The organism is Gemmatimonadota bacterium, assembly GCA_040388535.1.
In the GTDB taxonomy this organism is placed as follows: Bacteria; Gemmatimonadota; Gemmatimonadetes; order Gemmatimonadales; family GWC2-71-9; genus Palsa-1233.
The window spans coordinates 24,497-49,550 of the sequence record JAZKBR010000007.1; the positions used below are offsets into that span (position 1 = coordinate 24,497).

Genomic DNA, 25,054 nt, shown 5'->3' on the forward strand with positions numbered 1-25,054 from the left:
CCACACTTCATCATGGCACACACTCCGCGCGCAGTTGGTCCACCTCATGAACCCACGCTCCCGATCCGGGTCATGACCGTGGATGACCATCCAATCTTTCGCGGCGGACTGGCAACCCTGATCGGGACCTATGTCGAGTTCGATCTGGTTGCGGAGGCTGCCAACGGCCGCCAGGCGATCGAGCAGTTCCGCGCCCATCGCCCGCACGTCACGCTGATGGATCTCAGCATGCCAGTGATGGGAGGGGTCGATGCCATCGCCGCAATTACAGGGGAGTTTCCCGACGCACGGATCATCGCGTTGACCTCCTGGGAGGGCGACGGCGACATTCATCGCGCCCTCGAGGCTGGCGCACGCGGCTACCTGCTGAAGGACATCGCGAGCGAAATGGTCGCCGATGCGATCCGGCAGGTGCATCGAGGCATGCGAGTCATCCCTGCCGACGTGGCACGGCGGCTTGCCGAGTTTACCCCGCGTGTCGACCTGACCGAGCGTGAACTCGAAGTGCTCACGCACCTCGCGCGTGGCCGCACCAACAAGGAAATCGCCGCAGAGCTTGGTCGGGCCGAGGCCACCATCAAGGTCCACGTCTTCCACATCCTCGAGAAACTGGAAGCGGCCGATCGCACCGAAGCGGTAACCATCGCTCTCCAGCGCGGCCTCATCCACCTGCCGTAGTCTCCGCCGGGAGCGCCGTCCCTAGCCCAAATGGCCTAGTCCGTGTTGCGCCAATCGGGCGATTCGAGGAATCGCACCGCACGATATCGTGGTATCGCCGCCCCCGCCGGGGGCGCCAGCGCAACCACGATCGTGAGGATTCCCCCATGCCGGCCCTCCCCCCAACCGTCTTCATCGTCGACGACGACCCTCCCGTCCGTGCATTTCTGGCGACGATCCTGCGCGCCGCCGGTTGGCGGCCGGCGTGCTTTGCCTCGACGGAAGAATTCCTCAATCAGCCACCCGTCCCCGGACCGAGCTGCCTCCTCCTCTCCAGCACTCTCCCCGATCGCGACACGCTGGGAGTCGTTGCAGGTCTCGTCACCGATCGCGCGGATATGCCGGTCATCGTCACGTCCCGGCACGGTGATGTGCCGACCGCAGTCCAGGCGATCAAGGCCGGCGCCGTCGAGTTTCTGGTGAAGCCGCTGATTGCCGAGGCGGTGGTGCACGCCGTCGATGACGCGATGGCGCGGAGCAGCGAGACGCTCCGCCGCGACGGCGAGTTACAGGGGCTGCGTACGCGATACCGGTCGCTGAGCGCACGGGAACGGGAGGTCATGCTCCTCGTCGTGGGAGGATTTCTCAACAAGCAGGTCGGCGCTCGACTCGGCATCAGCGAGATCACTGTCAAGGCACATCGCGGCAAGGTGATGCGCAAGATGGTTGCGGACTCCCTCGCCGAGCTGGTCGAGATGGCGATCCGACTGCAGCTCTCGCCCGGGAATCATCGTCCCCCGCGGCTGGCCCCACGCCTCCGTGCGGCCGCAGCGGCTGGCAATACCAAGGTCCAATCGCTCTGGCGATAACCGGATCGTACACTTACCAACACTCGACCACTGGGATCGTCAGGGAGGCAGACAGATGCGAGGACCATCCGATCTCGACCGCCGTGGTTTTGTCCAGCTCGCCGCGGCCACGGCCATATCACTCACTACGCAGGGGGACATCGTGACGCATACGCTCACTCAGGCAGCTTCGCCGACAGGCGAGAGTCACGGCAGCGACATCCGCCCGTTCCATTTCACGATCTCCGACGCCGAGGTGGCTGACCTTCGTCGGCGCATCAAGGCCACGAGGTGGCCGGAAGCAGAGACCGTGAAGGATGAATCACAGGGCGTCCAGCTGGCGACGACGCAGAAGCTCGCCGCGCACTGGAGCGGTGACTACGACTGGCGCAAGGCGGAGGCGCGGATCAAGGCCCTGCCCCATTTCGTCACGACGATCGACGGCGTGGACATTCATTTCGTCCACGTCAAGTCGAAGGCGCCGCACGCGTTGCCGCTGATCATCACGCACGGATGGCCGGGCTCGTTCATCGAGCAGATGAAGGTGATCGGCCCGCTCACCGATCCGGTCGCGCACGGAGGGAAGGCTGAGGACGCCTTTGACGTCGTCATCCCGTCCCTCCCGGGTCACGGCTTCTCTGGCAAGCCGACGGTGCCAGGGTGGGATCCGCCACGGATCGCGCGCGCCTGGGTCACCCTGATGAAGCGGCTTGGCTACGCGAAGTTTGTGGCGCAGGGTGGCGACTGGGGCAACGCGGTCTCGGAACAGATGGCGCTTCTCGCCCCACCCGAACTCCTCGGCATCTCGACCAACATGGCCGCGACCGTTCCGGCTGAGATCAGCAAGGCGCTCGCCAGTGGGAGTCCGGCGCCGTCAACCCTCTCTGCCGAGGAGCTGAACGCCTGGACGCAGCTCGACACCTTCTACAAGAAGGGTCTGGGGTACGCCAACGAGATGGCGCTGCGGCCACAGACCCTCTACGGCATCGCGGACTCCCCGGTGGGACTGGCAGCGTGGATACTCGACCACGATGCCCGCAGCTACTCGCTCATCGCGCGGGTCTTCGATGGTCACCCCGAGGGCCTCACGCGCGATGACATCCTCGACAACATCTCGCTCTACTGGTTCACGAATACCGCGGTCTCCTCGGCGCGACTCTACTGGGACAACCGCGAGAGTGCGACGTCGGGGTTCTTCGACCCCAAGAACGTGCAGATCCCGGTCGCTGTTACGGTCTTCCCCGACGAGATCTACGCCGCGCCCGAGAGCTGGGCGCGGCGCGCATATCCCAAGCTGATCTACTTCAACCGGCTGCCCAAGGGCGGGCACTTCGCAGCCTGGGAACAGCCTGCGCTGTTTGCGCGAGAAATGCGCGAGGGGTTTCGATCGCTCCGCTCCTGACGCAGGCGCGGCTCACACCAGGTGAAGACCAGAGGAGATCACCATGTTGAAGCTCATCACGACCATTGTTCTCGTGCACGGCGCCTTTGCGGACGGATCAAGCTGGGCGAAGGTCATCAGAATCCTGCAGGAGAAGGGATTCAACGTGACCGCCGTACAACTTCCGCTGACGTCACTCGCTGACGACATCGCCGCGACGCGGAGGGCATTGGCGGCACAACAGGGGCCCGTCATCCTCGTTGGTCACTCCTGGGGTGGCGCGGTCATCACCGAGGTGGGAGTCGACCCGAAGGTGGCCGGACTGGTGTATGTCGCTGCGTTCGCGCCGGACAAGGGGGAAGTGATCGGCGCACTCGGTGCGCCCTACCCGCCGCCGCCGGCGCTCGCGGCACCGCTGGTCGATGCCCAGGGATTCATCCGGATCCCCACCGACGCGGTGGTGAAGCATTTCGCCTCGGACCTCCCCGAGAGCGACGCCCGCGTCGTGGCCGCTACCCAGGGGCCGATCGCTGGATCGGCGTTCAACGCCCAGGTTTCGAGCGTTGCCTGGAAGACCAAGCCGTCGTGGTACATCGTCTCCCGGCTCGACGGCGCGATTGCACCGGACCTCGAGCGCTTCTTTGCCAAGCGGATGCACGCGACGACGACAGAGTTGAATACCAGCCATCTCGCGATGATTTCGGACCCGGCCGCGGTTGCTGGGGTCATCCTGGACGCGGCGGCCAATGCGCTCAGTGCCAAGGCGCCGTAAGCTGGTCGATGCCCCCGCGGCATACTGATCCCGTCGTGAGGATGTGCCGGCAATGGTTTCGTGTCTAGAAGGTCCGGCGCATCAGCAGGCCGGGCCCGAATCGGGTGTTCTCGGTGCCGGCCAACTCGAAACCGCACCTCAGATAGAAACCTTCCGCGTGCGGATTGCCGATGACATGCAGACGGCGCGCTCCCTGCGCGCGGGCAACCTCGGCGCAGTGGTCGACCAGCAGCCGACCAAGACCGTGACCCCAGGCATCCGGCTCAACGAAGAGCGCATCGAGCTCGACATCGCCATCGTCGCGTGGCAGGATCGCCGCGAAGCCCTGAACGGTACCCGCGAGTTCCGCCACAAAGACCCCGCCTGCCGACAGCTGCTCGAGCGAAAGCTCGATCGCGTCAGGATGCGCGAGAATCGCCTCCCGGTCGCCGGGATTGTTCAGGGAGGCACGTCGCTGAAGCTCCTCGAGCAGCCGCTGCTCCGATGGAAGAGCCGGGCGAATGGTGGTCACGGTGACGTGTTCCCCCAAGAGCGCTGGAGCCTCATTCCCGCCGCCCAAAGCGGAGCCACGGGCGCTTCAGAGCGTAGTGCGGAATGGCCGTGGCGCTCTCGCGCGTCACCGTGATCAGCCTGCGCTGCGTGAGGAGCCCGAGGGCGGATTGCACCGAGCGCTTCGAGAGTCCTGTCCCCAGCACCAGATCGGTGAGGCTCACCTGGACACCGGCCTCGGGAGCGCGATAACAGCGCCGGAACAGATGCAGGTACAGCAACGCGGCCGAGGGCATGCGATCGTGCCCCACGAGATCGGGCAGGAGGGTATCGAGGATGTAGGCATCGATGGGGATCGTCGTCATGCATTTCTCTGGCTATGGAAACAGTTGCCATAGTAGCAATTGCGACCCTTGCTGCGCAACGGGTGCGGGATAGTATTGCGGAGGAGTCAGCGCTGCCGCAACCCGAGAGGAGCAATCATGATTCGTGGAGTCAAGTTCGTCGCAATCCCCTGCCGGGATCAGGATGTCTCGCTCGCCTTCTACACCGAGAAGCTCGGCTTCCGGATCGTCACCGATCAGCCCTTCGACGGCGTCCAGCGCTGGATCGAGCTCGGCATCGGCCGCAGCGAGACGCGAGTCGTCCTCTTCACAGCCGACGCCCACCGCGCCCTCATCGGCCAGCAATCCACAGTGACCTTTGTTGCCGATGACGTCGAGAAGACGTACCAGGAACTGCTCGGGCGCGGTGTGGAGTTCGACCAGCCAGCCGAGAAGGCCGACTGGGGGACGGCGGCAATCTTCCGCGATCCGGATGGCAATCAGTTCGTGCTGTCATCGAAATAGCACCTGTCAGAACTGCCACCCCAGGGTGATCGGTGCGTACCATCGTGGCGTGAGCCCAGTGCGAAAGAGCCGGATGACATCCGCCGACACGAGGAAGCCATGGTCGTGATGGCCAAGTCGCGCGCTCATGCCGGCGCGAGCGCCAAGCGCGAACGCATCTGACCCCGGCTCGCGGTCCATCCGCCACGACAGCGTCGGCCCAATCCGAAACTGCCACGCCACGCCGGCTCCGGGAGACTGGCGCTTGGTTCCTTGCAAAGCGGGGGCGAACGTGACGGAAGTCGTCGGGCCCGAGAATGCTTCGGGACCACACGAGGCCGGGTACGGCGGGCAAGGAATGGTCTCGTAAGCGGCGGTCAGCGGTACGAACTGGACCGATCCTTCCAGTAGCAGCGGCGAGCCCTTCCAGCCGAGTCGTACGAAGCCAGCCGCACCAAGGGTACGAAGCGAACTGCCGTCCTCACCGTTATCCGAAATGAGCATTCCCGCGCCCATCGCGACGCGGGCTGGCTTCGACTGCGCTAGCAGGATGTTGGCCTGCGGAAGAGCCACGAGCACCAGCGACAGAATCCGGAACCAACGCATGTGCACTCCTGCTCAGGGGGGACCAGCAGCTACGCCTTGGGCCACAACCAGACGAAGATCCCCGCGGTGGCCAGGGCATAGAGCACGGAGTCCACCGCGTTCTTGAAGGTCGTGGACCACTTGCGGTTGTACCAGATCGACAGCGGCGCCCCGCCCATCGCATACACCAGGAAGGTGATGGTGGCGACGTGATGAAACACCGCGCGGCTCTCGCCGCCAGGCGGCACGATCGTTCCGACGATGCAGGCGACGCTCGCGGCGATCGCGAGCGTGAAGAGGAACGAAAAGCCCATCATCTGACCCATCTGCCACGGGCCCGACGGCACCACCGTGAGCCAGAGCACCGGCCCCGCCGCGCGCTTCGCATCGTACTCCGGCGACTGCATGTATTCGGTCGACCCGGGATGCGGCGTGGTGTAGTCGCCCGGCGGAATCGCGAACGGGCGCAGCGCGGCCATCACCCCGTCTTCATCCGGAAGGCGGAGGTAGTCCTGCTTGTGCCACGGCGTCATGTGAATGATCAGCGTGAGCACGAAGACGGCGACAGCAGCGACGCCGATCGGCACCAGCAACGACATGAATGGAGTCATTCGCAGCCTCGCGGTGGAGCGTTGGGCTCAGCCGGCCTTGTTCTTGTCGTCCCAGAGCATCGGTTCCCAGAGTTCGACCTTGTTGCCCTCCGGGTCCATGATCCACGCGAACTTCCCGTTCTCGTGCGATTCAGGGCCCTTGAGCAGCTCCACGCCGCCGGCGCGCAGCTGCGCGACCATCTCGTCCATATTGTCGATGCGGTAGTTGATCATGAACGACGACTCGCTCGGCGCGAACCACTTGCTGTCCTTCCCTGCGAGGGTCCAGACGGTGAGCCCCTTGTCCTCGGCCGTGTCAGCCGGCCACCGAAGCACCGTACCGCCCCAGGCCTCTGCCGGCATCCCGAGATGCTTCTGGTACCACGCCGCCAGCGCGTCCTTGTCCCCCGTGCTCTTGAAGAAGACGCCGCCGATTCCGGTGATTCTTGCCATCACTGTTCTCCGTGGTAAGTCGTCGCGTGGTAGTTCATGAAGATGAAGTTCTCCTCCCGAACGGGCTACGCCGCAGGAAGGATGACCACCTCAGGCGCCGGCAACGCCGCCGGATCGAGGAAGAGCAACTCCACCAGCGAGCCGAGCTCCGGAATACTGAAGTAACCGAACTCGAAGGCTTCGCCGCCGCGCGCTTCCTGCACCAGTTCTCGCCCCTGCCGCAGCAGCTCCGCCTTCGCCGCTCGCACCGCGGCGATACTCGGATAGACGAGACAGGTGTGGTGGAACCCTTCGCCGTGCTGCTCCAGGTGCTCGTCGTAAATCGTCCGGCCAGTGTGCGGCGTGATCAGCTCGAAGGTGCCACCGCCGACCGTTGCCAGCGCAACCCGGAACGAGAAGGGATTGTCCTTGCCGCGGACCTTTCCCTGCGCCACGTCAATCGTCCAGATGTTCCACGGACCGATGCCGAAGGTATTCGCGAGTCGCTGAGCCGTTCCCTCGAGGTCGCGGACCAGGAACGCGGTATGGTGCAGGGCGGCAGGCATGGCGTCGTTCATTGGCTCTCCAGGGTGGTTGCCGACGTGGCCCTGAGACTACCTGCTGCCCGCCGATCCGCCAACCCGGGAAGGGTCACTCGGAACGTCGAGCCGAGACCCTCCTGACTCTCCACGGTGACGCTGCCGCCGTGAGCCTCCGTGAACGCCTTCACGATCGCGAGGCCGAGTCCGGTGCCGCCAGCAAGTTCCGGATCGGTCTCCCCTTTCTCGAAGATCGCCTCGATCAGCGAGTCGGGGATCCCCGCACCATTGTCGGTCACCCAGCACTCGACCGCGCCATCGGTACCGGTCTGCAGTGCACCGATCAGGACCTCGCCGCGAGGCGTGTACTTGATCGCATTGCTGATCAGGTTCTGGAACACCCGCTGCAACAGACTGGCATCGGCATACACGACCAGATCATCGGGCACGGCATTGACGAGTCGGGTACTGTCGGTCCCCGCGACCGGATGAAGATCATGAATGAGTGCCTCGACCAGAGGCCACAGCTCGAACTCCCGGCGCTCCACCTTGACCCCGCTCTCGGTCTCGAGGTTGGTGTTCTCCTCGAGCACCTTGGTGACGAGCCGTTCGAGGTGGTGGACGTTCCGGCGCAAGGTGGCCAGCAGCTTGACCGAGTCGGCGCCTTGCCCGGAGACGCGTGCCTCCAGAATCCGCCCCGTCAGGGAGATGGCATTCAGCGGCGTACGCAAATCGTGCGCGACGAAGGCGAGATATTCCTCGCGGCGTCGCTGGACGTCGAGCGCGCGTTGCGTCGCATACGTTTCGAGGGCGAGGCCGATCGCGTGATCGAATACCCGATTCAGCACATGGAATGGTTTGCCCTGCAGGCTCAGGCCGCTCGCGTCGGCGAGATCGTGAATGCAACCGCGCAGAATGTTGTACTCTGCCACGACCTCCTCGATGTCGAACGCATCGTGCAGGCGCTGCAGACCATGCACCGGAGGACTCCCCTCGTTCAAGACCTCGGCGATCGTCTCCCCCGAGTCCGCTCGCAAGGCGACCGCGAGTTCCTCGAGCAGGCCGGGGATATGATCATTGAGCGTCGGCACATCGAGATGCCGCGCCGAGGGGAGGTGCCGCACCTGCTCCCGCCAGCGCACGAGCATGGGCTCGCGTTCCTGCCGGACGAGTACGGCCAGTTGATCCAGCACCTGCTCGGACATCACGCCTCCGGGGTCACCGTTGAGGCGACTCTCGCCGGCCGGGTGGATGATTAGGAAGTTGCCGGAACTACGCCCCGGCGACCCGGGAGCGCAAATGATCGGTGAGTTTCCTTCCGGGGGAGGTGCCTGGATCGCGAGGATGGTGGATGGATCGCTCAGTGCGCGGCGCGGCTGTTCGTCTCCCGCCCGAGCGGCCTGAGCGCCAACAGCCGCATCAACTCGGGGTAGTCAACCGGCTTCACCAGATGGTGATCGAACCCGGCCTCGCGCGACTTCTGCCGGTCCGCCTCCTGCCCCCAGCCCGTCAGCGCCACCACGATCATCCTGTGACCCCACGGTTGCTCCCGGATGCGCCGACAGGCAGCATATCCGTTCAACCGCGGCATCCCGATATCGAGCAACACCACGTCGGGGCGAATGCGCTCCGCCACTTCGACCGCCTCCAGTCCATCACATGCAGTGTGCGTCTGGTTCCCCGAGATCGCCAGCAACATCGCGAGCGACGCGGCGCTGTCCGCGTTGTCATCAGCAATCAGGATCCGGCGGGCGGTGGCCGGAGGTTCAGGAACGGCGCTCGGCGCAATGGGCAACACCGCAGGCGTCCCCGGGAGAACAGGGAGGCGGACCACGAACTCGCTCCCCCGCTCCGAGCCCTCGCTGAACGCCGCCACACTACCGCCGTGCATCTCGACCAGCCGCTTCACCAGCGTCAGGCCGATCCCAAGCCCGCCTTGCGACCGTTCCAGCGACCGATCCACCTGCGCAAAGAGATCGAAGACGCTCCCGAGCTTCTCGGGCGGGATGCCAACGCCGGTATCTCGCACTCGTACCACCACCTCACTGCCGCGCCGCGCTGCGGTGACCCAGACCCTGCCGCCAGGTTCGGTGTATTTGCAGTCGTTGTTCAGCAGGTTGCCGAAGACCTGGGCAAGTCGCGCCGGATCGGCACTGAGGTAGATCGGTTCCGGCGGCAACGTGACCTCGATGGTGGGCGCGGCCCCTTCCGGCTGGGGGCACGCCTCGACGGCCTGATGCAGCACCGTGGAAAGTTCCACCAGCTCGCGCTTGAGATCGATTCGGCCGTGGCTAATCCGGCTCACCTCGAGCAGGTCGTCCACGAGCCGCACCATCTGTACGAGCTGCCGCTCCATCGTCTCCCGCGCGTGATGCATGACCGCGTGGTTGCCCTCGGAGCGCTTCATGATCTCCAGCATGTTGCGGAGCGGAGCCAGTGGACCACGCAACTCATGGGCGAGTGTGGCCAGAAACTCGTCCTTGCGGCGGTCGGCCTCCTGCAACCCTTCCTCGGCGTGCTTCCGGTCGGTGAAGTCGACGCATGAACCGATGTACCCCGCGAACTCTCCGTCGGCGTCGAAGCGAGGGACGCCATTGTCCAGCACCCAGCGGTACTCGCTGTCGTGTCGCCTCAGACGATACTCCATCGAGAACGGCAGCCGCGCATCGAAATGGGTGAAATAGGTATTCAGGCACCGCTCGAGGTCGGCTTCGTGCACATCAGACGCCCACCCATCACCCCGGAGTTCTTCGATCCGACGACCGCTGAAATCGAGCCACGACTGGTTGAACCAGGTGCACGCCTTGGTGGTGTCGCTGACCCAGATCAGTACCGGCACGGCGTTCGCCATGAGCCGGAAGCGCTCCTCACTTTCGCGGAGGGCATGGTGCGCAGCACTCAGCTGTTCGTGATGCCGTTGGGAGGTCAGATCGGTCACCAGCACGCCGGTGATGGCGCCACAATCAGCAGGCAGCACGTTGAAGGTCATGTAGACCGGGACGAGGCTGCCATCAGATCGCCGCAGGCGCGCCTCGCCACGGCCGATTCGTGTCAGCCCCTGCCAGAGCAGATTCTCGTATTGCTGGCGATCGTCCGGAGCGAAGTAATCGTGCAGTGCGGCGCCGAGCAGCTTCTCGTGCGGCACCTTCAGCAGGTCGGCGAGACTCTGATTGCAGTAGACGATGGTGCCATCGGCCTGAAGCGTCGCCGCCCCCTGCTGCATCTGCTCGACCAGCAGACGATAGGGGCGGTCCGCGCCTTGCAGGGTATACACCCGCTGGCCCGTTGGCTCCTCGACCACGAAGGCATCAACGGTCCCCTGCTGGATCGCGCGGATCGTCTCTTCGGCTTCCTCCAGCCGACGCTGGAGCGCCTCGACTTCTGCGTCACGCGACATATCGGCGTCTCAGTGCTTGCGGCGCAAGTCCAGACCGAGCAGCACTCGATCCTTGTCGGACAGATTTCCGATGAAGCGGCGCAACGGCGCGGGGAGGAGCTTGACCAGTGTCGGCACCGCGATGATCTGCTCGTCTCTCGCGAGCTGGGGGTGCTGATAGATGTCAATGACCTCCAGATCGTAGCGCCCCTCGAGATGTTCCTTGCAGATCGACTTGATCATCGCGATCGCCTCGGTCGACCGCGGCGTCATCCCGGTGACATAGAGCCGAAGGAGGTAACGCTCGCCGGCGGTCTCCGTCAGCAACTGCTCATAGGATGCCGTGGAGTCGGGCTCCTTCTTCATTGTGGACTCCGATGCCGGCATCAGTCGGGCGAGAGGGCAGGTCGCAACTGCAACCCGATCAGTGTGCGCTCGGTATTCGACAGGTCGCCGACGATCCGTCGCAGCGGCTCTGGCAGTTTCCGGACCAGTGTCGGGATCGCCACGATCTGATCTCCCGCCGCAAGTTGGGGATGTTCGATGAGGTCGATGACCTCGATGGTATAACGATCGGCCAGATGTTCTTCGCACAACTTCGTGAGATTGGCGAACGCCGCCAGGGACTTGGGTGACTTCCCGGCAACATAGAGGCGCAGTTGCCACTTTTCGGCTTCAGGTTCGCTCACTTGCGACTCCGTTCGGACCTGCTGGAACTGACAGGCGATGCGGCGCGCTTGGCCACCGGCGCAACCGCCTCGGCTTCCTGCTGGAGCGCGGCGAGACGGGCCGACCCGATCAGCACTCCTTCCGGACCGCGATAGACATCGAGCAGGTCGATGCCTCGGCTGGTGAGGACGAACTCGCGAATCTGGTTGGAATGGGCCATCCCGCGCGACTTCAAGACGTAGATCGCACGATTCCGCTCGCCGGCCAGTTCCATCTCGCGCAGCAGCAGCCAGGTATCGACAACCGACGAGATGTCGACATCGGTGGTCTCGAGTTCCTGGCCGCCCGAGACGAGATTGGTGAAGAACGCCGTGATCTCTTCCGACTTCAGGAAATCGGTGAGTCGGGTGAGCATCGCGTTGGTATCCCGGCGGCTCCCCACCTGGAGCAGACTGCCGACCGGATCGACGACGACCACGCTGGGCCGGAATTTCTGAATCAACTTGTGCATCGAGGCCAAGTGCATTTCCAGCCCGTGCATCGTGGAACGCATCGCGTGGAAGTGGAGCAGTCCTTTCTTCACCCAGGGCTCAAGGTCCACGCCAATCGACCGCATGTTGCGCACGATCTGCCCCGGTGATTCCTCGAAGGCGAAGTAGAGACACTTTTCGCCACGACGACAGGCCGCCTCGACAAAGTGCGCGGCGAGACTCGTCTTCCCGCTTCCCGCCGTCCCCGACACCAGCACTGTGCTCCCGCGGAAGTACCCCTTCCCTCCGAGCATCGCATCGAGCCCCGCGACCCCGGTCGGAATCCGTTCATTTGTCACCGAGTGCTGCAATCCGAGCGAAGTGATCGGCAAGACGCTGATGCCATCCTCATCGATAAGGAACGGGTACTCGTTGGTACCGTGCACCGTGCCGCGATACTTGACGATCCGGATACGTCGAGTGGACACCTGGTCAATCACCCGGTGGTCCAGCGAGATCACGCAATCGGAGACGTACTCCTCGAGTCCGTGCCGGGTGAGTTCGCCGTCGCCGCGCTCACCGGTAATGACCGCTGTGACGCCTTTCTCCTTGAGCCAGCGAAAGAGCCGTCGAAGTTCGGCGCGCAGGATCCCCTGATTCGACAGGCCACCAAAGAGGGCCTCGATGGTATCGAGCACGACCCGCTTCGCCTTGATGCTGTCGATGGCGTATTCGAGCCGGACGAAGAGTCCCTCGAGATCGTAGTCGCCGGTCTCCTCGATCTCGTTGCGTTCGATGCGCACGAAGTCGACAACGATCTTCTTCTGCTTGACAAGTTCGTCGAGATCGAAGCCGAGCGAGCGGACGTTCTGCGCCAGCTCCTCGGCGGTCTCCTCGAAGGCCATGAAGACGCCGGGCTCGCCGAATTCGACGGCCCCGCGGATCAGGAACTCCATCGCCATGAGCGTCTTGCCGCAACCGGCGCTGCCACAGATGAGGGTGGGCCTGCCACGAGGAAGGCCGCCGCCGGTGATCTCGTCGAGTCCCTGGATCCCGGAGGGAGCCTTCGGAAGTCCTGGGGCGTTCGTACCACTCTGGCTCATGGCTTTCACCATTCGTCATTTCCCATGCGAAAAATTTCCGTCCATCCGGCGCGGCACCCTGAGGTCACGGGACCGTCGGACGGGACTGCAGTATGGCCATCGGGAAGCACGGCGGGCAGGAGTTCCCATTCTAGCTCCGCCTCACCGAAAGGCAATACGGCCGTCCCTCGATCGCCATGAGACGCTCAGCGTGTCTCAATCTGCACTCGCTCACCTGGAGCGACCCTGATCGGGGCTCCCTCCCAGTGGGATCCTGGGGCGGTCATCCCGTTGGCATCGCCGGACGGGGGTAGGGCACACTATCGAAGTAGATACCGAACGCGGCGATCTTGCCGTCAACGACCTCGAACAGCTCGGCCACATGGCTCTCGAATGGAGCACCACCAGGCGGCTGCAGCTGGTAGTGCGTCAGCGCGCATGCCCGATGTCCGTCGACGAGGATGTTCCCGACCTCTATCGTCGTTACCATGGCGTAGAAACGCCGAAGTCCAGCGACGCTTGCTTCCTTCCCCATCACCCGCTTCACGGGCTCGGTGAAGTTCGTGAACTGCAACTCCTCGGAGAGGAAGGCCTCCCACGCTTTCCCTGCCCTCACCGCTTCGAGAAAGCCGAACACCACGTCGCGTGTCGTCACCGCTCAACCTCCGCTTCACCGTTTGTTTGAAAAACCGTTGATCCCTGTACGACGAACGCGCGTTCACGAGAGGGACAACCGGGACAGGTGCCCCCGGCAGACGTCATCAGCACCCTTGACAAGAAAAACTGTCAAGGGTATCGTCTCCCCATGCTAGACGTCCAGGTTATCGATGATCCCGCGGCCGCCACGGTGGCTCTCGAGCCGACCAGAAGTCGGCTCCTCTCCGAGCTGGCCAGCCCCAGGTCGGCGGCCACGCTGGCCACCCGGGTCGGCCTGACTCGGCAGAAGGTCAATTACCATCTCAACGCCCTCGAGGCGCACGGGCTGGTGCGCCTGGCCGAGGAGCGGAAGTGGGGCGGACTCACCGAGCGGCTCCTCGTGGCGACAGCAGCCTCCTATGTGGTAAACCCCAGCGCCCTGGGCCCGGCAGCCATCGATCCGGACCGGCACGTCGATCGCCTCTCGGCGAGCTATCTCATTGCCCTCGGTGCCCGCATGGTCCGCGAGGTAGGCGCGCTTGTCCGTCGCGCGGGCGAAACGGGAAAGCGCCTTGCGACCCTCAGCATCGACACTGAGGTTCGCTTCAAGTCAGCGGCTGACCGCGCCGCGTTCACGGCGGAACTCACCACAGCCATCGCCTCCCTCGTTTCGAAGTATCACGATGCCCACACCCCTGGCGGCCGCGCCCATCGACTTGTGCTGGTGGCGCATCCCCTTCCCGAGAAACCCGCACTCCAGGAGCAGCTGCAATGAACGTGAAGACAGACCCGTCCGGTCGCCGGTATGTGGAGACCGAATTCGAGGTGCTCGGCACGCCGGAAGAAGTCTGGCAGGCCATCGCAACCGCGAAGGGATTCTCGTCGTGGTTCGCACCTACCGAAGTCGAGCAGCGCGACGGCAAGAGTGTCGCGATTGTAGTGGACCTGGGTCCGGGGATGGTGATTCGCACTGACATCACCAAATGGGATCCGCCGCGGATGTATGCCACGGAAGCCCCCGGCTGGATCCCGGGTTCGCCGGCGATGGCGAGTGAGTGGACCGTCGAGGCGCGCGCGGGTGGCAGCTGCGTGATTCGCATCGTGCAGAGCCTGTTTGCGAGCACCGACGAATGGGACAACCAGCTCGAATCGGCGAAGGGCGGATTCGCCTCCTTCCTCGTGATCCTGCGGCTCTATCTCGCCCATTTCCGCGGCCAGCACTCGGCGGTGACGCAGTTGAGGGCGCCTGGCGGTGGCACCGACGCCGAGAATTGGGAAGACCTTACCTCATCGCTGGGCTTGAGCGGGATGAAGGTCGGACAGCGCTTCACGGCACCTGCCGGTTCTCCCCCGCTGAGCGGGGTGATTGAATACGTGACAGACGAACCCTTCGATGCGCTGCTTCGGCTCGATCAGCCAGCACCCGGTGTCGCGGCTCTCGGAATTGCCGGCTACCCCGGTGGTCCGAGCATGGTGGCGATGAACCTCTATCTCTATGGCGACAAGGCCGACACAACGCTCGCCGAGGTAACGCCTCGTTGGGAAGCGTGGTTGCAGGAACGCTTCCCGATGCCGGCGCAGAGCTAGCGATTAGACGTTTCGTGGACGAAACGTCCAATCAGATGGCATCGGGCCCGGGTCGTTTTGCAACGATTCGGGCCCACGGAGCATCAACCCCACGAAGCTCCAAAGCGTAACCCCCGCGAGTACACGCCTTGTCACCTGTCCCAGGAGTCGACGTGAAGTTCCGCCCGCTGCTGCTCTCAACCCTGCTCGCCGGACTCCCGGCCCTGGCGTCTGCCCAGTCAGGGACTGTCCGCTACGACGAGACGATCCCGCTCGATTTCAAGCTGCCGCCCAACAGCCCGATGGCCGGCCGTCTGCCAAAGTCCTCGACCAAGCCGATGCAGCTGACCTTTTCTCCTGAGGCCGCACTCTTCGCCCTGGCGCCGCGGATCGACGGCCCTCCAGGCGCGGCAGGCGAGACCAGAGTCATGACGGCTGGCCCGGGTAACGCCGTGTTCATGGGTGGCGGTGGCCCTCCGGGCCAGGCGATGGAAATTCGCCGGGACGGCGAGATGGCGATGGGCGCGCCCGGCATGTTCACGTTCGGAGGCCCTGGTGGCCCCGGTGCCGGCACGGTGGCTGGCGCCTATACCAACCTCGCCGATGGTAGCTACATCGAAGTTCGGGAGTTCCTCGGCCGCAGCTTCCGGATCCCGGAAGCGCGCCCGACCTTCAACTGGAAGCTCACCGGCGAGCAGGCCACCTTCCTCGGTCACCCGGTCCTGCAGGCCAAGGCCAAGGTCGACAGCACCACGCTCGAGGCCTGGTTCGCCCCCGATATCCCGGTCTCCGCCGGGCCGGCCCAGTACGGCGGCCTGCCGGGACTGATCCTGACCCTCACGGTCGATTCGAACAAGGTCGTCTACACGGCCACTGCGATCGACATCAAGACCGCGATTGCACCGATCAAGGCGCCATCGGAGGGCAGCAAGGTGACCCGCGCCGAGTTCGACAAGATCGTCAAGGAGAAGATGGACGAGATGTCGAAGGGCCGTCGTGGGCGGGGGAACTGATTAATGAAGCGTTTCCTTGTTCGCACCGCGCTGGTAGCCACGCTTGCGGCGCCTGCCACCCTCGCCGCGCAGCAGTACAGCGTCAAGGGCGTCGTCGTCGATTCGAACCGGGCCCTGAAGGCCGGGGCGATGGTCGTCGCACTGACGCGCACCGACTCCACGATCGCGACTTTCTCCACCACTGGTTCGACCGGTCGCTTCGAGCTCGCGCGGCTCAAGCCGGGGAATTACATCCTCCAGGTGACCGCGATCGGCTTCCGGCCGGTGAAGCGTGACTTCACCATCACCAATACCGGCATCACGGCCGACACCGTGGTGATGCAGGCGGCGCCGGTCAAGCTGAATGAGCTGGTCGCCACGGCCGAGCACGTGCCGATCGTCAACAAGCCGGACACGCTCGAGTACAACGCCGAGGCGTTCAAGACTCGCGTCAACGCTCCCGTCGAGGAGCTGCTCAAGCGCTTGCCCGGAATGACGGTCGAGAGCGACGGCACCATCAAGGCGCAGGGCCAGACGGTACAGAAGGTCCTGGTCGACGGCAAGGAGTTCTTCGGCAACGACCCGAAGATGGCGACGAAGAACATTGCCGCCGCGGCCATCGACAAGGTGCAGGTCCTCGACAAGAAGTCGGATGCCGCTGAATTCTCGGGCATCGACGACGGCAACCAGCAGAAGACGATCAACCTGGTGCTCAAGCCGAACGCCCGCGTGGGCTACTTCGGTCGCTCGGTCGCCGGGGTCGGTCCCGCGCCTGAAGGCAGCGACGGAGCGTTTGCCGGCTCCAAGGGAGATAATGCTCGCTACACCGGCCTGCTCAACCTCAATCGCTTCTCGCCGACGACGCAGCTCTCGCTGATCGCGAACCGCAACAATACCGGCAACTCCGGCTTCACGTTCGGACCGGTATCCGATGTCGGTCGCGGCAGCAGCGGCGGCGGCAGTGGCGGTGGATTCAGCGAGACCATGGCGATCGGCCTCAATGGCTCACAGCAGTTCGGCAAGGACAGCTGGCTCCGTGGCAGCTACTTCCTGAGCACCAGCGACAACCGGCGGCAGAGCGTCACCGACGAACAGCTGCTGCAGGGTGCCAGCGTTTCGGCGAACCGGAGCGAGACCGCGAACAGCAGTTCGAACAGCCAGTCTCACCGCGTCAACCTGAACGCCCAGAAGTCGTTCAGCACCTGGAGCCAACTCCGCTTCCGCGGCAACTTCTTCGGCGGCCCGAGCAATTCGGACAACCTCTCGCAGCAGACGACGCTGCTGCCGAATGGCGCCTTCCAGAACAGCGCCACGTCAGCCGTGTCGACCGATGCCGACAACCTTGGCGGCGATGGCCGGGTGACGTACTCGCGTCGTTTCAACCAGGCTGGGCGGACGCTGGTGGCGGAGGCATGGGGTGACCTCAGCAAGCCCAAGCAGCTCTCCAATCTGAACTCGAACACCGACCTCACGGATGGTGCTGGCGGGATCACCGAGCGCGACGTGTTGCAGTCGCAGCGGCGAAACAGCCGGACCTTCACGACCGGACAGCGCCTCGGGCTCACGAACCCGCTGGACAAGCGCGGCACGGTGCTCGAGCTGTTCGGGCAGCATCGCGCGATCTCCGAGACCCAGAACTACGTCGTGAACGACATCGTCGGCGGCACGCAGGTACTGAATACCGACCTGAGCCAGGCGTTCGACCGGACCTATTCGTATCTCAACGGCGGAACGCGCCTCAGCCGCAACACCAAGTCGCTGCGGTGGGTGCTCGGCCTTGAGGCCCAGAAGTCCGATCTCGAAGGGAAGATCATCAATCGGAACGAGTCGATCTCCAACGGCTTCACGAACCTGCTGCCGTCGGCGAACTTCCGTTACCAGGTCAATACGGGAAGCAATTTCTCGGTCAACTACCGGACCTCGACGCGCGACCCGTCGCTCAGTGAACTGCAGCCGTTCGTCGACAACACCAACCCGCTCCGGACCTACGCGGGTAACCCGGACCTGACCCCGCAGTACCAGCATTCGCTGCGGACCGAGTTCCGTCGCTTCGACCAGTTCTCGTTCCGGAGCATCTACCTCTTCGCGAACATGGGTTACAACCGGAACCAGATCGTCAACTCGCGCGACATCGACGCCCAGGGTCGTCAGACCGTGAAGCCGATCAACCTCGGCGACGGCTGGAACAGCAACCTCGGCGGCAGCTATGGCTCGCCGATCCGTGCCCTCGGGCTGCAGGCCGACCTCGACTACAGCTACAACCGGACGAGCGGCTCGGAACTGGTGAATCAGGTCGAGAATGTCAGCCACACCGGCAATCACAGCATCGGGTTCCGCCTGCAGAATCGCTCGAAGCAGATCTTCGACATCAGCGCGGGCGCCAACCTGGATTTCAACTCGGTGAAGTACTCCATCAACACCGCGCTGAACCAGAAGTACGTCAACAAGAACTTCTCTGGCAACGCTACCTGGTATGTGAGCGAGGCGATCTCGGCCAACGCGAGCGCGAACTACACAGTCTATGACCAGAAGATCTTCGGCCCGCGCGACAACATCTTCCTGCTCGGGGCGTCGTTCGGCTACCAGTTCATGGATAACCGGGCCGAACTCCGGATCTCGGGGAGCGACCTGCTGAACCAGAACAACGGTTTCTCGATCACGAGCAGCACCAGCTCGATCCGTGAGTCGCGTACGGCAACGCTTGGGCGCCAGGTGATGCTGCAGGCCAGCTATCAGCTCGGCTCCAACCTTTCGCCGGCGCGCACTGAACGCCGACGGTAGTTCTTCGGAGTTGGGGTAACACTCAGGCCGCGCTGGCCATTGCCAGCGCGGCCTGTGTGTTTTCCAGCCCGAATGGGGGCCGGATGCCCGCCGCGGGAGGCTATTGACACGAATCGTCCCATTAGTCATACTATGACTATGGCATTCAGGCATCCCAGCACCCTCTCGCCGCTCGCCCTCGTCGTCCTTGCGCTCCTCGACGAGGCCCCGATGTACCCCTACCGGATGCAGCAGCTGATCCGGGAGCGCGGTAATGACCAGCTCGTCAACATCCGCAACCGCGCGAGCCTCTACCAGACCATTACTCGCCTCGACCGCGATGGCCTGATCGAGGTTCAGGGCGTCGCGAAGACGGAGCACCGGCCAGAGCGGACCACCTATCAGCTCACCGAACTCGGGCGAACGACGCTGCACTCCTGGTTGCGGGAAATGCTGGGCACCAGGGCCGCCGAGTTTCCGGAGTTCCCGGTGGCGCTCTCCTTCGTGTACCTGCTAGAGCCGGAGGTGGCGCTGGAGGAACTCACGCGGCGGCGCGCTGCCCTGGAAGCCGCACAGCTCCGGTTGGCCGGCATGCTCGCCGAGCATTCCGGCGCGGTGCCGCGACTTTTTCTGCTCGAATCGGAATACCTGAACGCGATCGCGGAGGCCGAACTCGCCTGGTTGCGCGGGATTGCCGCCGATCTCGGGACGGGTCGTCTCGGCTGGAATACCGCGGCGATTCGCGCCCAGTATGCAGACACGGGAGAATCAGGGTCATGACGATTCGTCGCATCGGGCCGGCACTGGCCCTGCTCATCATCTCGCCCCTCATTGCAGAGTTCCTGCTCGGCGATTTCAATATCCGGCAGATTGCCTTCGCGCTGGTCTTCGTCCCGCAGTATGGCGGCGGTGCGTTGCTGGCGCGCGAAGTCACGCGACGCACCAATCGCGGCTGGCCGACGATGCTGTTGCTGGCGCTGGTTTTCGCCCTGATCACCGAGGGGTTTACCAACCAGACTCTCTTCAACCCGAACTACGCCGGTCAGCATCTTCTCGCGTACGGCTTCATCCCTGCGCTCGGCACTTCGCTCCATTTCACGACCTATCTGCTCACGCTTCATGTGGTTTGGAGCCTGGGCAGCTCGATCGCCATCGCCGAGGGGCTCGCCGGGGCGCGCTGGCGCGAACCCTGGCTTCGTCTCCCTGGCCTGCTCGTCTGCAGCTTCCTCTTCCTGATCGGCTGCGCAATGACCACCAGCTTCACCCTGCGCACTTTTCACTTCGTGGCTTCGGTGGGTCAGTTCGCCGCGGTTGGTGTGTGCATCCTGCTGGCCACGGCGGTCGCCTTCCTCGGCTTCCGTTCCAGTGACGATCCCTCAGCGACCTCGACGAGTCGGTTACCATCCGCCGGTGTGGTCCTGGTCGCATCACTGCTGCTCTGTTCGGCGTTCCAGTTCTGGTTCGGCTACGCACCGCGCCACGGTGTGAACGCCGCTTTCGCGCTGCTGAGCCTCATCGGTATCGTGGCATGCTCGCTGGCTCTTTTCGGGAAGTGGTCGCGTCGAGCCGGATGGGGGCCGACCTCTGTGCTCGCAGCGTCGATGGGCGCCGTTCTCACCTACGGCTGGCTCAGCCTGCGACGATTCATCGTCTCCGGCGGCACCTCGCTGGGTGTACCGACAACTCCGATCGATGTCGTCGGTCAGGTTTGTCTGCTGTTCCTGATGCTCGGCCTGGGCTACATCGGCTGGCGGCGGTTGCCGGCGGCTAGATCATCCGGGCGCGAACATTTCGCGAACGAAACCACCTAGCTCGGACCCCGAGCACGCCCGCGAGCGGAAACCCCCGTTACCGTATCAGGACGACCAGGAGCGCTCCGAGGGCGGCGCCCGCACCGATCGACAAGACGTACCCTTTGGTCGTGCAGCCAACGAACCGGTTGCTGACATCCTTGATATCGTTGGCGATCCAGGTGCAGATGCCAGCGCCTGCGGCACCGCCAATGAGCGCGCCGAGGAGCAGGCGACCGGCCGACACGGGAGCAGCGGCGCGGGCATGGCTCGCCCTGTTGGCGAACCCGGGCGCAACAGGGGTTGCACTTCCTTCGGTGGTTCCCCGAATGCGCTCTGCCGCGGGGAGTCCCACGGGAAGTGCGAGACGGAGTGGCGTCAGGCCGACCTGGTGGCCGAGCGCCGTTGGCGGTGCCTGAGCGATGACTCGCGGCGTCGCGACAAGCGATGCCATGGCGACGAGAAGGGCCATTCGCCCGATGAGCAATTTCATACAACCTCCCTCAGCGAGCCGAAAGCCGGCTAACGGCGCCGGTCCGGCTGAATTCGTGGGCATCGGCGATCAGGTCAGTGTAGCCCCTTACGCCGTAGACCAGCGCCAGGTGTCCAGCGGGATCGGCAAAGAGGTATCCCACAGTCGCGCTGTCGGTTGACCGGAGCACGCGCGAGCGACGGGTTGCGGTGCGCAGCCAGAGCGTATCTCCACCGCGATACTGCACTGTGAACCCCGCAGCGATGAGGGAGTCCATCGCCGTGCCGATATGGTACGAGAGGTCATCGAGGGCAGTGGCGAGGCCCGCGTCGGCCGTGAGCGAGTCGTTGGAGACCACGGGGTAGAAGGCAATGAGCGTCGGGCCGTCGACCGCCACCCACGCCGAGTCCGGGACATTCCGGAAGCTTGAGTCGACGGACGTGCTGGCCACTAGCGTATCCTGGCTGCGGACCGCGCGGCTGGTGCCCTCGCACCCGGCCACGCACACCAGCGCGACCAGGACAACGGTGTGCTTCAGGAAGTACCTCTGTCGTTCCGGCCGCCGGGGGATCATGTCTATCGTCGCGTCAGGGTGACTCGCGCGAACGGCTTGAGCACCCCGACACTGTCATTGTCCATATGCCACTCCCAGGCATCCTTCGCGCGCCGATAGACGAAGGTGGTGTGGAAGCTCGGCTTCCCGGCATCGAGAAAGAGGAACGGGAGCGAGTCCCCTGCAACCGCGCCCCGGCCGGTGCCCTCGGGAGGAAATGCTGCGGCAGCGGTGTTGTCCATCCAGAGGCAGGCGTATTCGCCGGACTTGGGATCCCGGCCGAAGATCACCACGGCCTCATATGCTGGCGTGCCGTTGGCGGTGCGCTCACGGGACACCTCGTGCATCTGCACGTATTCGCGACCGAGCATCCACGCGAAGGTCACGTCGTGGACCGTAGCCTGACGCGCGATGGTGCCCCTGAGAACCCACCGCCCGATGAGTCGCGGGAAAAGCGAGTCGGGATGGAGCGCCTGTGCGGAGAGGCCAGCCGGCGTACCGAGGATTGCAAGAACACACATCAGATGCTTGAGCACGTGCCACCTCATAGCGGACTCGTCGACATTACCGGGATTGTCTAGGTGACACCAGCCCGCCAGTACCTGGCTTGGGCCAGCCACGCAGCGCCGATCACTCCGCAGAGAATGCAAGCGAGATGGAGCGCCGGCAAGGCGACGGCACCGTAGAGTGGATTTGCCTGGGTCAGTGGCCTGAAGGGGCGGATGTCCGCGTGCATGATGCCGTCGAGCAGCGAGTGCAGCAGCCCGCCCATGAGTCCACCCCAGAGCGATGGCCGGAGGTGGAACTCATACTGCAGCACGCTGCCGGCGCGCGCGACCGTGCTGCCAAAGCAGCGGCGCCCGACGATGCTGTTCCCCGCTCCAACCACTACGCCGACAACGCCGCCCACCAGAAAGGTGTGCAGGGTCCGATGCACCGGCACCTGCCCCGAGAACAGGTAGTACCCCGATTCGAGGTCGATGACGACTTGCGTCGCAGCATACGCCGCAAATGAAAAGCGACTCGGCGCGACAGCCTTGATCAGCAGGCCCGGACCGAAGTGGTATGGGGTGAATGGCAGTGTCAGTTCTCTCCCGGCCCTGACTCGGCCAGCGCAAACGAAATCTCCTGCGCCCCCTCCCAGAGCAACCTGCGGCCCACCCCGGCGAGGCCTTCTCCCGAATCAACGATCGTCAGAAAATGGTTCCCGGCGAGTTGGCCAACTTTGCTCGAGAACGAAGTCTGTCCGTACGGCACCAGCAGCTCCGCCTCGCTCACTCCCGGCGGGTGCCAGAGGACCTGGCCCGCGGTCGGGTGACTCGTGGCGTTTTCGCTGGGGACGCCGAGATCGTAGTCGCCGAGCGGAATCCAGCCGGCTTCCCCGCTCCACCGCGCCTGAACCAGTTGGCCTGCGAAGGGAAGGCGAGCGAGGAACGCGGCGGCCGTCCGTGGCGCGCGTTCGGATTCGAGCACGGCTGCGAATGAGTGGGAGCCGATGCGAACCGTAAGGAATGTCATCGCGGGTTCCTGTCAAAGTGGCGATGCGCCAGGTTCATCCCGGCGTGCGCTCGCCATCCACACAGCAACGATACCACGTTTCGAGCGCGATCAACCGGAAGAGCTGATCTCGTTCGGAACCATCGGCCTCGAACCGGCTCAGGCACTTGGCGACCGCACCCTCATCGGTCACACCCCGCGCAGTCGTGCGGGGCGAGGTCAGCACCTCACGAATCGCCGGCAGGTGCAACTGCAGCCACCGGCCCACGGGAGTACCGAACCCCACCTTGTCGCGGCGTGCCAGGATTGCCGGCGGCAGGTCGTGTGCAAATGCTCGCCGCATCACGTACTTCGTTCGCGCACCGCGCATTTTCTGGTCGAACGGCAAACCGAACGCGAATTCGACCAGCCGGTGATCGAGAAAAGGCAAGCGTGACTCGACCGAATGCGCCATGCTGATCACATCGCCGTAGTACAGGAGACCTGGGAGAATCCTCAGCGTGGTGTCACGGTACAGCGCCTGAGTGAGCGGGTCTCCGAACGCATCGGGAACCGGCCAGCTCCCCTTGTCGGTGGACGACGCGAAGGCGGGCGACAGAAGCGAGAGTTCGGGCGGCGCCTGAGGCCGTTTCCTGAGATGCAGTGACTCGAGAAGGGGGCGGCCCTCGAGCCGGTTGAGCAGCCGCCATGCGGAAACCATCCGTGCTCCCCTCACGGGAAAGTTCCACGGCCGAAGCGCTTCGAATTCGGCGTGCAGGTAGGGTCGGGCGTAGAGGTCCGGGTAACCAGCGAGCACCTCGTCGGCACCCTGCCCTTCCAGAACCACCGATGCATGGCCCGCGACTGCCTTCAGGAGCGCCCATCGCGCCAGTTCCTGCGAGCGGTGTGGTGGTGCATCCAGGTGGTGCGCGAGGTGGCCGAGGTCGTCGAAAAAGTTGGCCGGCTGGTACTCGACGCAGTGCAGCGGCATCCCTGTTTCTGCGGCGACCAGTGTCGCGTGCTGGCTCTCGTCCTGTTCGAACCCGGGGAATGTCGCCGTGAACGCATGCATCGCTCCGCCCACACCCTGTGATCGGGCCTGCACGGCAATTGAGGAGGAGTCGAGTCCACCGCTGAGCAACAGCGCGATGGGAACATCGGAGCGCAGCCTGACGCGGACTGCGTCACGGAACAGATCGCGGAAGGTGGCCGCGGGATCCCGATAGTCGTACGCTTCCGACTGGTCGGCGCACGACCAGTAACGACTCTCCCGCACACCGTCGCGCGTGATCACCAGATTGTGAGCGGCGGGCACCTGCGCAATCCCGGCAAACGCGCTGCCCCGACCGTCAGGTGACCACGCGAAGGTGAGGTACCGCCTCACGAATGCGGGATCCGGCGTCGGTGGGACCTCACCGCCAGCGAGGATCGCCTTCACTTCGGAGGCGAAGTAGAAGGTGTCGCCGTGCCACGCGATGAAGAGAGGCTTGATGCCGAACCGGTCGCGCGAGCAGAGCAGTTCACCGCGGCGGCTGTCCCAGAGCACGAACGCCCACATCCCGTTGAAGCGCCGGGTACACGCTTCGCCCCACTCCTCATAAGCGTGGACGATCACTTCAGTATCGGTGGCCGAGCGGAAGGTGTGGCCGAGCGACTCGAGTTCGGTGCGCAGCTCGACAAAATTGTGGATGGCGCCGTTGAACACCACGAAGATGTCGCCGCGTTCATTGGCGATCGGCTGCTGCCCCGACGGACCGAGGTCGATGATCGAGAGGCGACGACTGGCCAGCAGCAGGTCGGGAAGGAACGATGCCGCTACCGATCGCCCGGCGGAGGAGCGGCCCGAGGTGGTATCGGCGAGAAGGAAGCCGTGATCGTCGGGACCACGGTGATAGAGCGTCGCGGCCATCCGCTCGACACGGCTGCCGTCGGCAGGATCAGAGCCACGCCGGCGCCACAGTCCCGCAATGCCGCACATGGGATCACCCTCGACTGGCGTTGGCGGTGGCTGACCGGAACCGGTGGCCTATGATAAAGATAGGCCTCGGGCAAACTCCACCCTCCCTTCCACAAATTTCAGTGGCGCCACGTG

Annotated in this window: 29 protein-coding genes; 11 read left to right on the forward strand and 18 right to left on the reverse strand. The window is 64.4% G+C overall.

Annotated features, from left to right (window positions below):
* Positions 1-72 precede the first annotated feature (72 nt).
* The 4 genes from V4558_13460 to V4558_13475 all read left to right on the forward strand — a co-directional run bounded on the left by V4558_13460 (position 73) and on the right by V4558_13475 (position 3,658).
* Positions 73-678 (forward strand): response regulator transcription factor, encoded by a 606-nt coding sequence (locus tag V4558_13460; protein ID MES2306510.1) that lies wholly within the window; start codon positions 73-75, stop codon positions 676-678.
* Positions 679-824: 146 nt separating this feature from the next.
* Positions 825-1,526: a LuxR C-terminal-related transcriptional regulator gene (locus tag V4558_13465; protein ID MES2306511.1), complete on the forward strand. Its 702-nt coding sequence runs from the start codon at positions 825-827 to the stop codon at positions 1,524-1,526.
* A gap of 55 nt (positions 1,527-1,581) precedes the next feature.
* Positions 1,582-2,907, forward strand: a complete 1,326-nt coding sequence (locus tag V4558_13470; GenBank protein ID MES2306512.1) for an epoxide hydrolase family protein — start codon at positions 1,582-1,584, stop codon at positions 2,905-2,907.
* 43 nt (positions 2,908-2,950) lie between these two features.
* Positions 2,951-3,658 carry an alpha/beta hydrolase gene (locus V4558_13475; protein ID MES2306513.1) on the forward strand — a complete coding sequence of 236 codons (708 nt, stop codon included), beginning with the start codon at positions 2,951-2,953 and terminating at the stop codon, positions 3,656-3,658.
* 64 nt (positions 3,659-3,722) lie between these two features.
* On the opposite strand, the gene V4558_13480 is transcribed toward V4558_13475, so the two are convergent.
* Both V4558_13480 and V4558_13485 read right to left on the reverse strand, forming a co-directional pair.
* Positions 3,723-4,169, reverse strand: coding sequence for a GNAT family N-acetyltransferase (locus V4558_13480; GenBank protein MES2306514.1), 447 nt, complete (start codon positions 4,167-4,169; stop codon positions 3,723-3,725).
* A 31-nt stretch (positions 4,170-4,200) separates the two neighbouring features.
* Entirely contained in the window at positions 4,201-4,512 is a 312-nt protein-coding gene (locus tag V4558_13485; protein MES2306515.1) for a helix-turn-helix domain-containing protein, read from the reverse strand.
* A 117-nt stretch (positions 4,513-4,629) separates the two neighbouring features.
* Here V4558_13485 and V4558_13490 point away from each other — a divergent pair, with 117 nt between their 5' ends.
* Positions 4,630-4,995: a VOC family protein gene (locus V4558_13490; GenBank protein ID MES2306516.1), complete on the forward strand. Its 366-nt coding sequence runs from the start codon at positions 4,630-4,632 to the stop codon at positions 4,993-4,995.
* Positions 4,996-5,001: 6 nt separating this feature from the next.
* Here V4558_13490 and V4558_13495 read toward each other — a convergent pair whose 3' ends face one another.
* From V4558_13495 to V4558_13540, 10 genes are all read right to left on the reverse strand, one after another.
* Complete coding sequence (locus V4558_13495; protein ID MES2306517.1) at positions 5,002-5,580, reverse strand: hypothetical protein; 579 nt, start codon at positions 5,578-5,580, stop codon at positions 5,002-5,004.
* A 29-nt stretch (positions 5,581-5,609) separates the two neighbouring features.
* Positions 5,610-6,170, reverse strand: coding sequence for a hypothetical protein (locus V4558_13500; GenBank protein MES2306518.1), 561 nt, complete (start codon positions 6,168-6,170; stop codon positions 5,610-5,612).
* 27 nt (positions 6,171-6,197) lie between these two features.
* A complete protein-coding gene (locus tag V4558_13505; protein ID MES2306519.1) occupies positions 6,198-6,602 on the reverse strand; it encodes a VOC family protein in 405 nt (134 codons plus the stop codon).
* 65 nt (positions 6,603-6,667) lie between these two features.
* The gene (locus tag V4558_13510; protein ID MES2306520.1) at positions 6,668-7,159 is read right to left on the reverse strand and encodes a VOC family protein; all 492 of its coding nucleotides are present in this window, start codon (positions 7,157-7,159) and stop codon (positions 6,668-6,670) included.
* Positions 7,156-8,325 (reverse strand): HAMP domain-containing sensor histidine kinase, encoded by a 1,170-nt coding sequence (locus tag V4558_13515; protein ID MES2306521.1) that lies wholly within the window; start codon positions 8,323-8,325, stop codon positions 7,156-7,158. The genes V4558_13510 and V4558_13515 overlap by 4 nt, the downstream gene beginning before the upstream one ends.
* 155 nt (positions 8,326-8,480) lie before the next feature.
* On the reverse strand, positions 8,481-10,517 hold the full coding sequence (locus V4558_13520; protein MES2306522.1) for a PAS domain S-box protein: 2,037 nt from the start codon (positions 10,515-10,517) through the stop codon (positions 8,481-8,483).
* 9 nt (positions 10,518-10,526) lie between these two features.
* Entirely contained in the window at positions 10,527-10,862 is a 336-nt protein-coding gene (locus tag V4558_13525; protein ID MES2306523.1) for a circadian clock KaiB family protein, read from the reverse strand.
* 20 nt (positions 10,863-10,882) lie between these two features.
* A complete protein-coding gene (locus V4558_13530) occupies positions 10,883-11,185 on the reverse strand; it encodes a circadian clock KaiB family protein (protein ID MES2306524.1) in 303 nt (100 codons plus the stop codon).
* Positions 11,182-12,738 (reverse strand): circadian clock protein KaiC, encoded by a 1,557-nt coding sequence (gene kaiC, locus V4558_13535; protein ID MES2306525.1) that lies wholly within the window; start codon positions 12,736-12,738, stop codon positions 11,182-11,184. Before kaiC ends, V4558_13530 begins: the two co-directional genes overlap by 4 nt.
* A gap of 262 nt (positions 12,739-13,000) precedes the next feature.
* Entirely contained in the window at positions 13,001-13,372 is a 372-nt protein-coding gene (locus tag V4558_13540; protein ID MES2306526.1) for a nuclear transport factor 2 family protein, read from the reverse strand.
* A 150-nt stretch (positions 13,373-13,522) separates the two neighbouring features.
* Here V4558_13540 and V4558_13545 point away from each other — a divergent pair, with 150 nt between their 5' ends.
* From V4558_13545 to V4558_13570, 6 genes are all read left to right on the forward strand, one after another.
* A complete protein-coding gene (locus V4558_13545) occupies positions 13,523-14,128 on the forward strand; it encodes a helix-turn-helix domain-containing protein (protein ID MES2306527.1) in 606 nt (201 codons plus the stop codon).
* Positions 14,125-14,940: an SRPBCC domain-containing protein gene (locus V4558_13550; GenBank protein MES2306528.1), complete on the forward strand. Its 816-nt coding sequence runs from the start codon at positions 14,125-14,127 to the stop codon at positions 14,938-14,940. Before V4558_13545 ends, V4558_13550 begins: the two co-directional genes overlap by 4 nt.
* Before the next feature lie 152 nt (positions 14,941-15,092).
* Entirely contained in the window at positions 15,093-15,932 is an 840-nt protein-coding gene (locus V4558_13555; protein ID MES2306529.1) for a GLPGLI family protein, read from the forward strand.
* A 3-nt stretch (positions 15,933-15,935) separates the two neighbouring features.
* Positions 15,936-18,692 (forward strand): TonB-dependent receptor, encoded by a 2,757-nt coding sequence (locus tag V4558_13560; protein ID MES2306530.1) that lies wholly within the window; start codon positions 15,936-15,938, stop codon positions 18,690-18,692.
* Between the two features lie 138 nt (positions 18,693-18,830).
* Complete coding sequence (locus tag V4558_13565) at positions 18,831-19,451, forward strand: PadR family transcriptional regulator (protein ID MES2306531.1); 621 nt, start codon at positions 18,831-18,833, stop codon at positions 19,449-19,451.
* Positions 19,448-20,482: a hypothetical protein gene (locus V4558_13570; GenBank protein MES2306532.1), complete on the forward strand. Its 1,035-nt coding sequence runs from the start codon at positions 19,448-19,450 to the stop codon at positions 20,480-20,482. Before V4558_13565 ends, V4558_13570 begins: the two co-directional genes overlap by 4 nt.
* Positions 20,483-20,519: 37 nt before the next feature.
* Here V4558_13570 and V4558_13575 read toward each other — a convergent pair whose 3' ends face one another.
* The 6 genes from V4558_13575 to asnB form a co-directional block, all read right to left on the reverse strand.
* Positions 20,520-20,954 carry a hypothetical protein gene (locus V4558_13575; GenBank protein MES2306533.1) on the reverse strand — a complete coding sequence of 145 codons (435 nt, stop codon included), beginning with the start codon at positions 20,952-20,954 and terminating at the stop codon, positions 20,520-20,522.
* 10 nt (positions 20,955-20,964) lie between these two features.
* Positions 20,965-21,384, reverse strand: a complete 420-nt coding sequence (locus V4558_13580; protein ID MES2306534.1) for a hypothetical protein — start codon at positions 21,382-21,384, stop codon at positions 20,965-20,967.
* Positions 21,385-21,509: 125 nt separating this feature from the next.
* Positions 21,510-22,007, reverse strand: coding sequence for a hypothetical protein (locus tag V4558_13585; protein MES2306535.1), 498 nt, complete (start codon positions 22,005-22,007; stop codon positions 21,510-21,512).
* Between the two features lie 56 nt (positions 22,008-22,063).
* A complete protein-coding gene (locus V4558_13590) occupies positions 22,064-22,423 on the reverse strand; it encodes a hypothetical protein (GenBank protein MES2306536.1) in 360 nt (119 codons plus the stop codon).
* A 146-nt stretch (positions 22,424-22,569) separates the two neighbouring features.
* Positions 22,570-23,004, reverse strand: a complete 435-nt coding sequence (locus tag V4558_13595; protein ID MES2306537.1) for a DUF3830 family protein — start codon at positions 23,002-23,004, stop codon at positions 22,570-22,572.
* Between the two features lie 34 nt (positions 23,005-23,038).
* On the reverse strand, positions 23,039-24,940 hold the full coding sequence (gene asnB, locus V4558_13600; GenBank protein ID MES2306538.1) for an asparagine synthase (glutamine-hydrolyzing): 1,902 nt from the start codon (positions 24,938-24,940) through the stop codon (positions 23,039-23,041).
* Between the last annotated feature and the right edge of the window lie 114 nt (positions 24,941-25,054).

Excerpts from the sequence above, each read along its gene's own strand:
- kaiC (MES2306525.1), bottom strand. The coding sequence starts at position 12,738 with ATGAGCCAGAGTGGTACGAACGCCCCAGGACTTCCGAAGGCTCCCTCC.
- V4558_13565 (MES2306531.1), top strand. The coding sequence starts at position 18,831 with ATGGCATTCAGGCATCCCAGCACCCTCTCGCCGCTCGCCCTCGTCGTC.
- V4558_13490 (MES2306516.1), top strand. The coding sequence starts at position 4,630 with ATGATTCGTGGAGTCAAGTTCGTCGCAATCCCCTGCCGGGATCAGGAT.
- V4558_13475 (MES2306513.1), top strand. The coding sequence starts at position 2,951 with ATGTTGAAGCTCATCACGACCATTGTTCTCGTGCACGGCGCCTTTGCG.
- V4558_13550 (MES2306528.1), top strand. The coding sequence starts at position 14,125 with ATGAACGTGAAGACAGACCCGTCCGGTCGCCGGTATGTGGAGACCGAA.
- V4558_13485 (MES2306515.1), bottom strand. The coding sequence starts at position 4,512 with ATGACGACGATCCCCATCGATGCCTACATCCTCGATACCCTCCTGCCC.
- V4558_13520 (MES2306522.1), bottom strand. The coding sequence starts at position 10,517 with ATGTCGCGTGACGCAGAAGTCGAGGCGCTCCAGCGTCGGCTGGAGGAA.
- V4558_13545 (MES2306527.1), top strand. The coding sequence starts at position 13,523 with ATGCTAGACGTCCAGGTTATCGATGATCCCGCGGCCGCCACGGTGGCT.
- V4558_13515 (MES2306521.1), bottom strand. The coding sequence starts at position 8,325 with ATGTCCGAGCAGGTGCTGGATCAACTGGCCGTACTCGTCCGGCAGGAA.
- V4558_13460 (MES2306510.1), top strand. The coding sequence starts at position 73 with ATGACCGTGGATGACCATCCAATCTTTCGCGGCGGACTGGCAACCCTG.
- V4558_13560 (MES2306530.1), top strand. The coding sequence starts at position 15,936 with ATGAAGCGTTTCCTTGTTCGCACCGCGCTGGTAGCCACGCTTGCGGCG.
- V4558_13505 (MES2306519.1), bottom strand. The coding sequence starts at position 6,602 with ATGGCAAGAATCACCGGAATCGGCGGCGTCTTCTTCAAGAGCACGGGG.
- V4558_13465 (MES2306511.1), top strand. The coding sequence starts at position 825 with ATGCCGGCCCTCCCCCCAACCGTCTTCATCGTCGACGACGACCCTCCC.
- V4558_13525 (MES2306523.1), bottom strand. The coding sequence starts at position 10,862 with ATGAAGAAGGAGCCCGACTCCACGGCATCCTATGAGCAGTTGCTGACG.
- V4558_13595 (MES2306537.1), bottom strand. The coding sequence starts at position 23,004 with ATGACATTCCTTACGGTTCGCATCGGCTCCCACTCATTCGCAGCCGTG.
- V4558_13585 (MES2306535.1), bottom strand. The coding sequence starts at position 22,007 with ATGTGTGTTCTTGCAATCCTCGGTACGCCGGCTGGCCTCTCCGCACAG.
- V4558_13495 (MES2306517.1), bottom strand. The coding sequence starts at position 5,580 with ATGCGTTGGTTCCGGATTCTGTCGCTGGTGCTCGTGGCTCTTCCGCAG.
- V4558_13470 (MES2306512.1), top strand. The coding sequence starts at position 1,582 with ATGCGAGGACCATCCGATCTCGACCGCCGTGGTTTTGTCCAGCTCGCC.
- asnB (MES2306538.1), bottom strand. The coding sequence starts at position 24,940 with ATGTGCGGCATTGCGGGACTGTGGCGCCGGCGTGGCTCTGATCCTGCC.
- V4558_13575 (MES2306533.1), bottom strand. The coding sequence starts at position 20,954 with ATGAAATTGCTCATCGGGCGAATGGCCCTTCTCGTCGCCATGGCATCG.
- V4558_13510 (MES2306520.1), bottom strand. The coding sequence starts at position 7,159 with ATGAACGACGCCATGCCTGCCGCCCTGCACCATACCGCGTTCCTGGTC.
- V4558_13500 (MES2306518.1), bottom strand. The coding sequence starts at position 6,170 with ATGACTCCATTCATGTCGTTGCTGGTGCCGATCGGCGTCGCTGCTGTC.
- V4558_13570 (MES2306532.1), top strand. The coding sequence starts at position 19,448 with ATGACGATTCGTCGCATCGGGCCGGCACTGGCCCTGCTCATCATCTCG.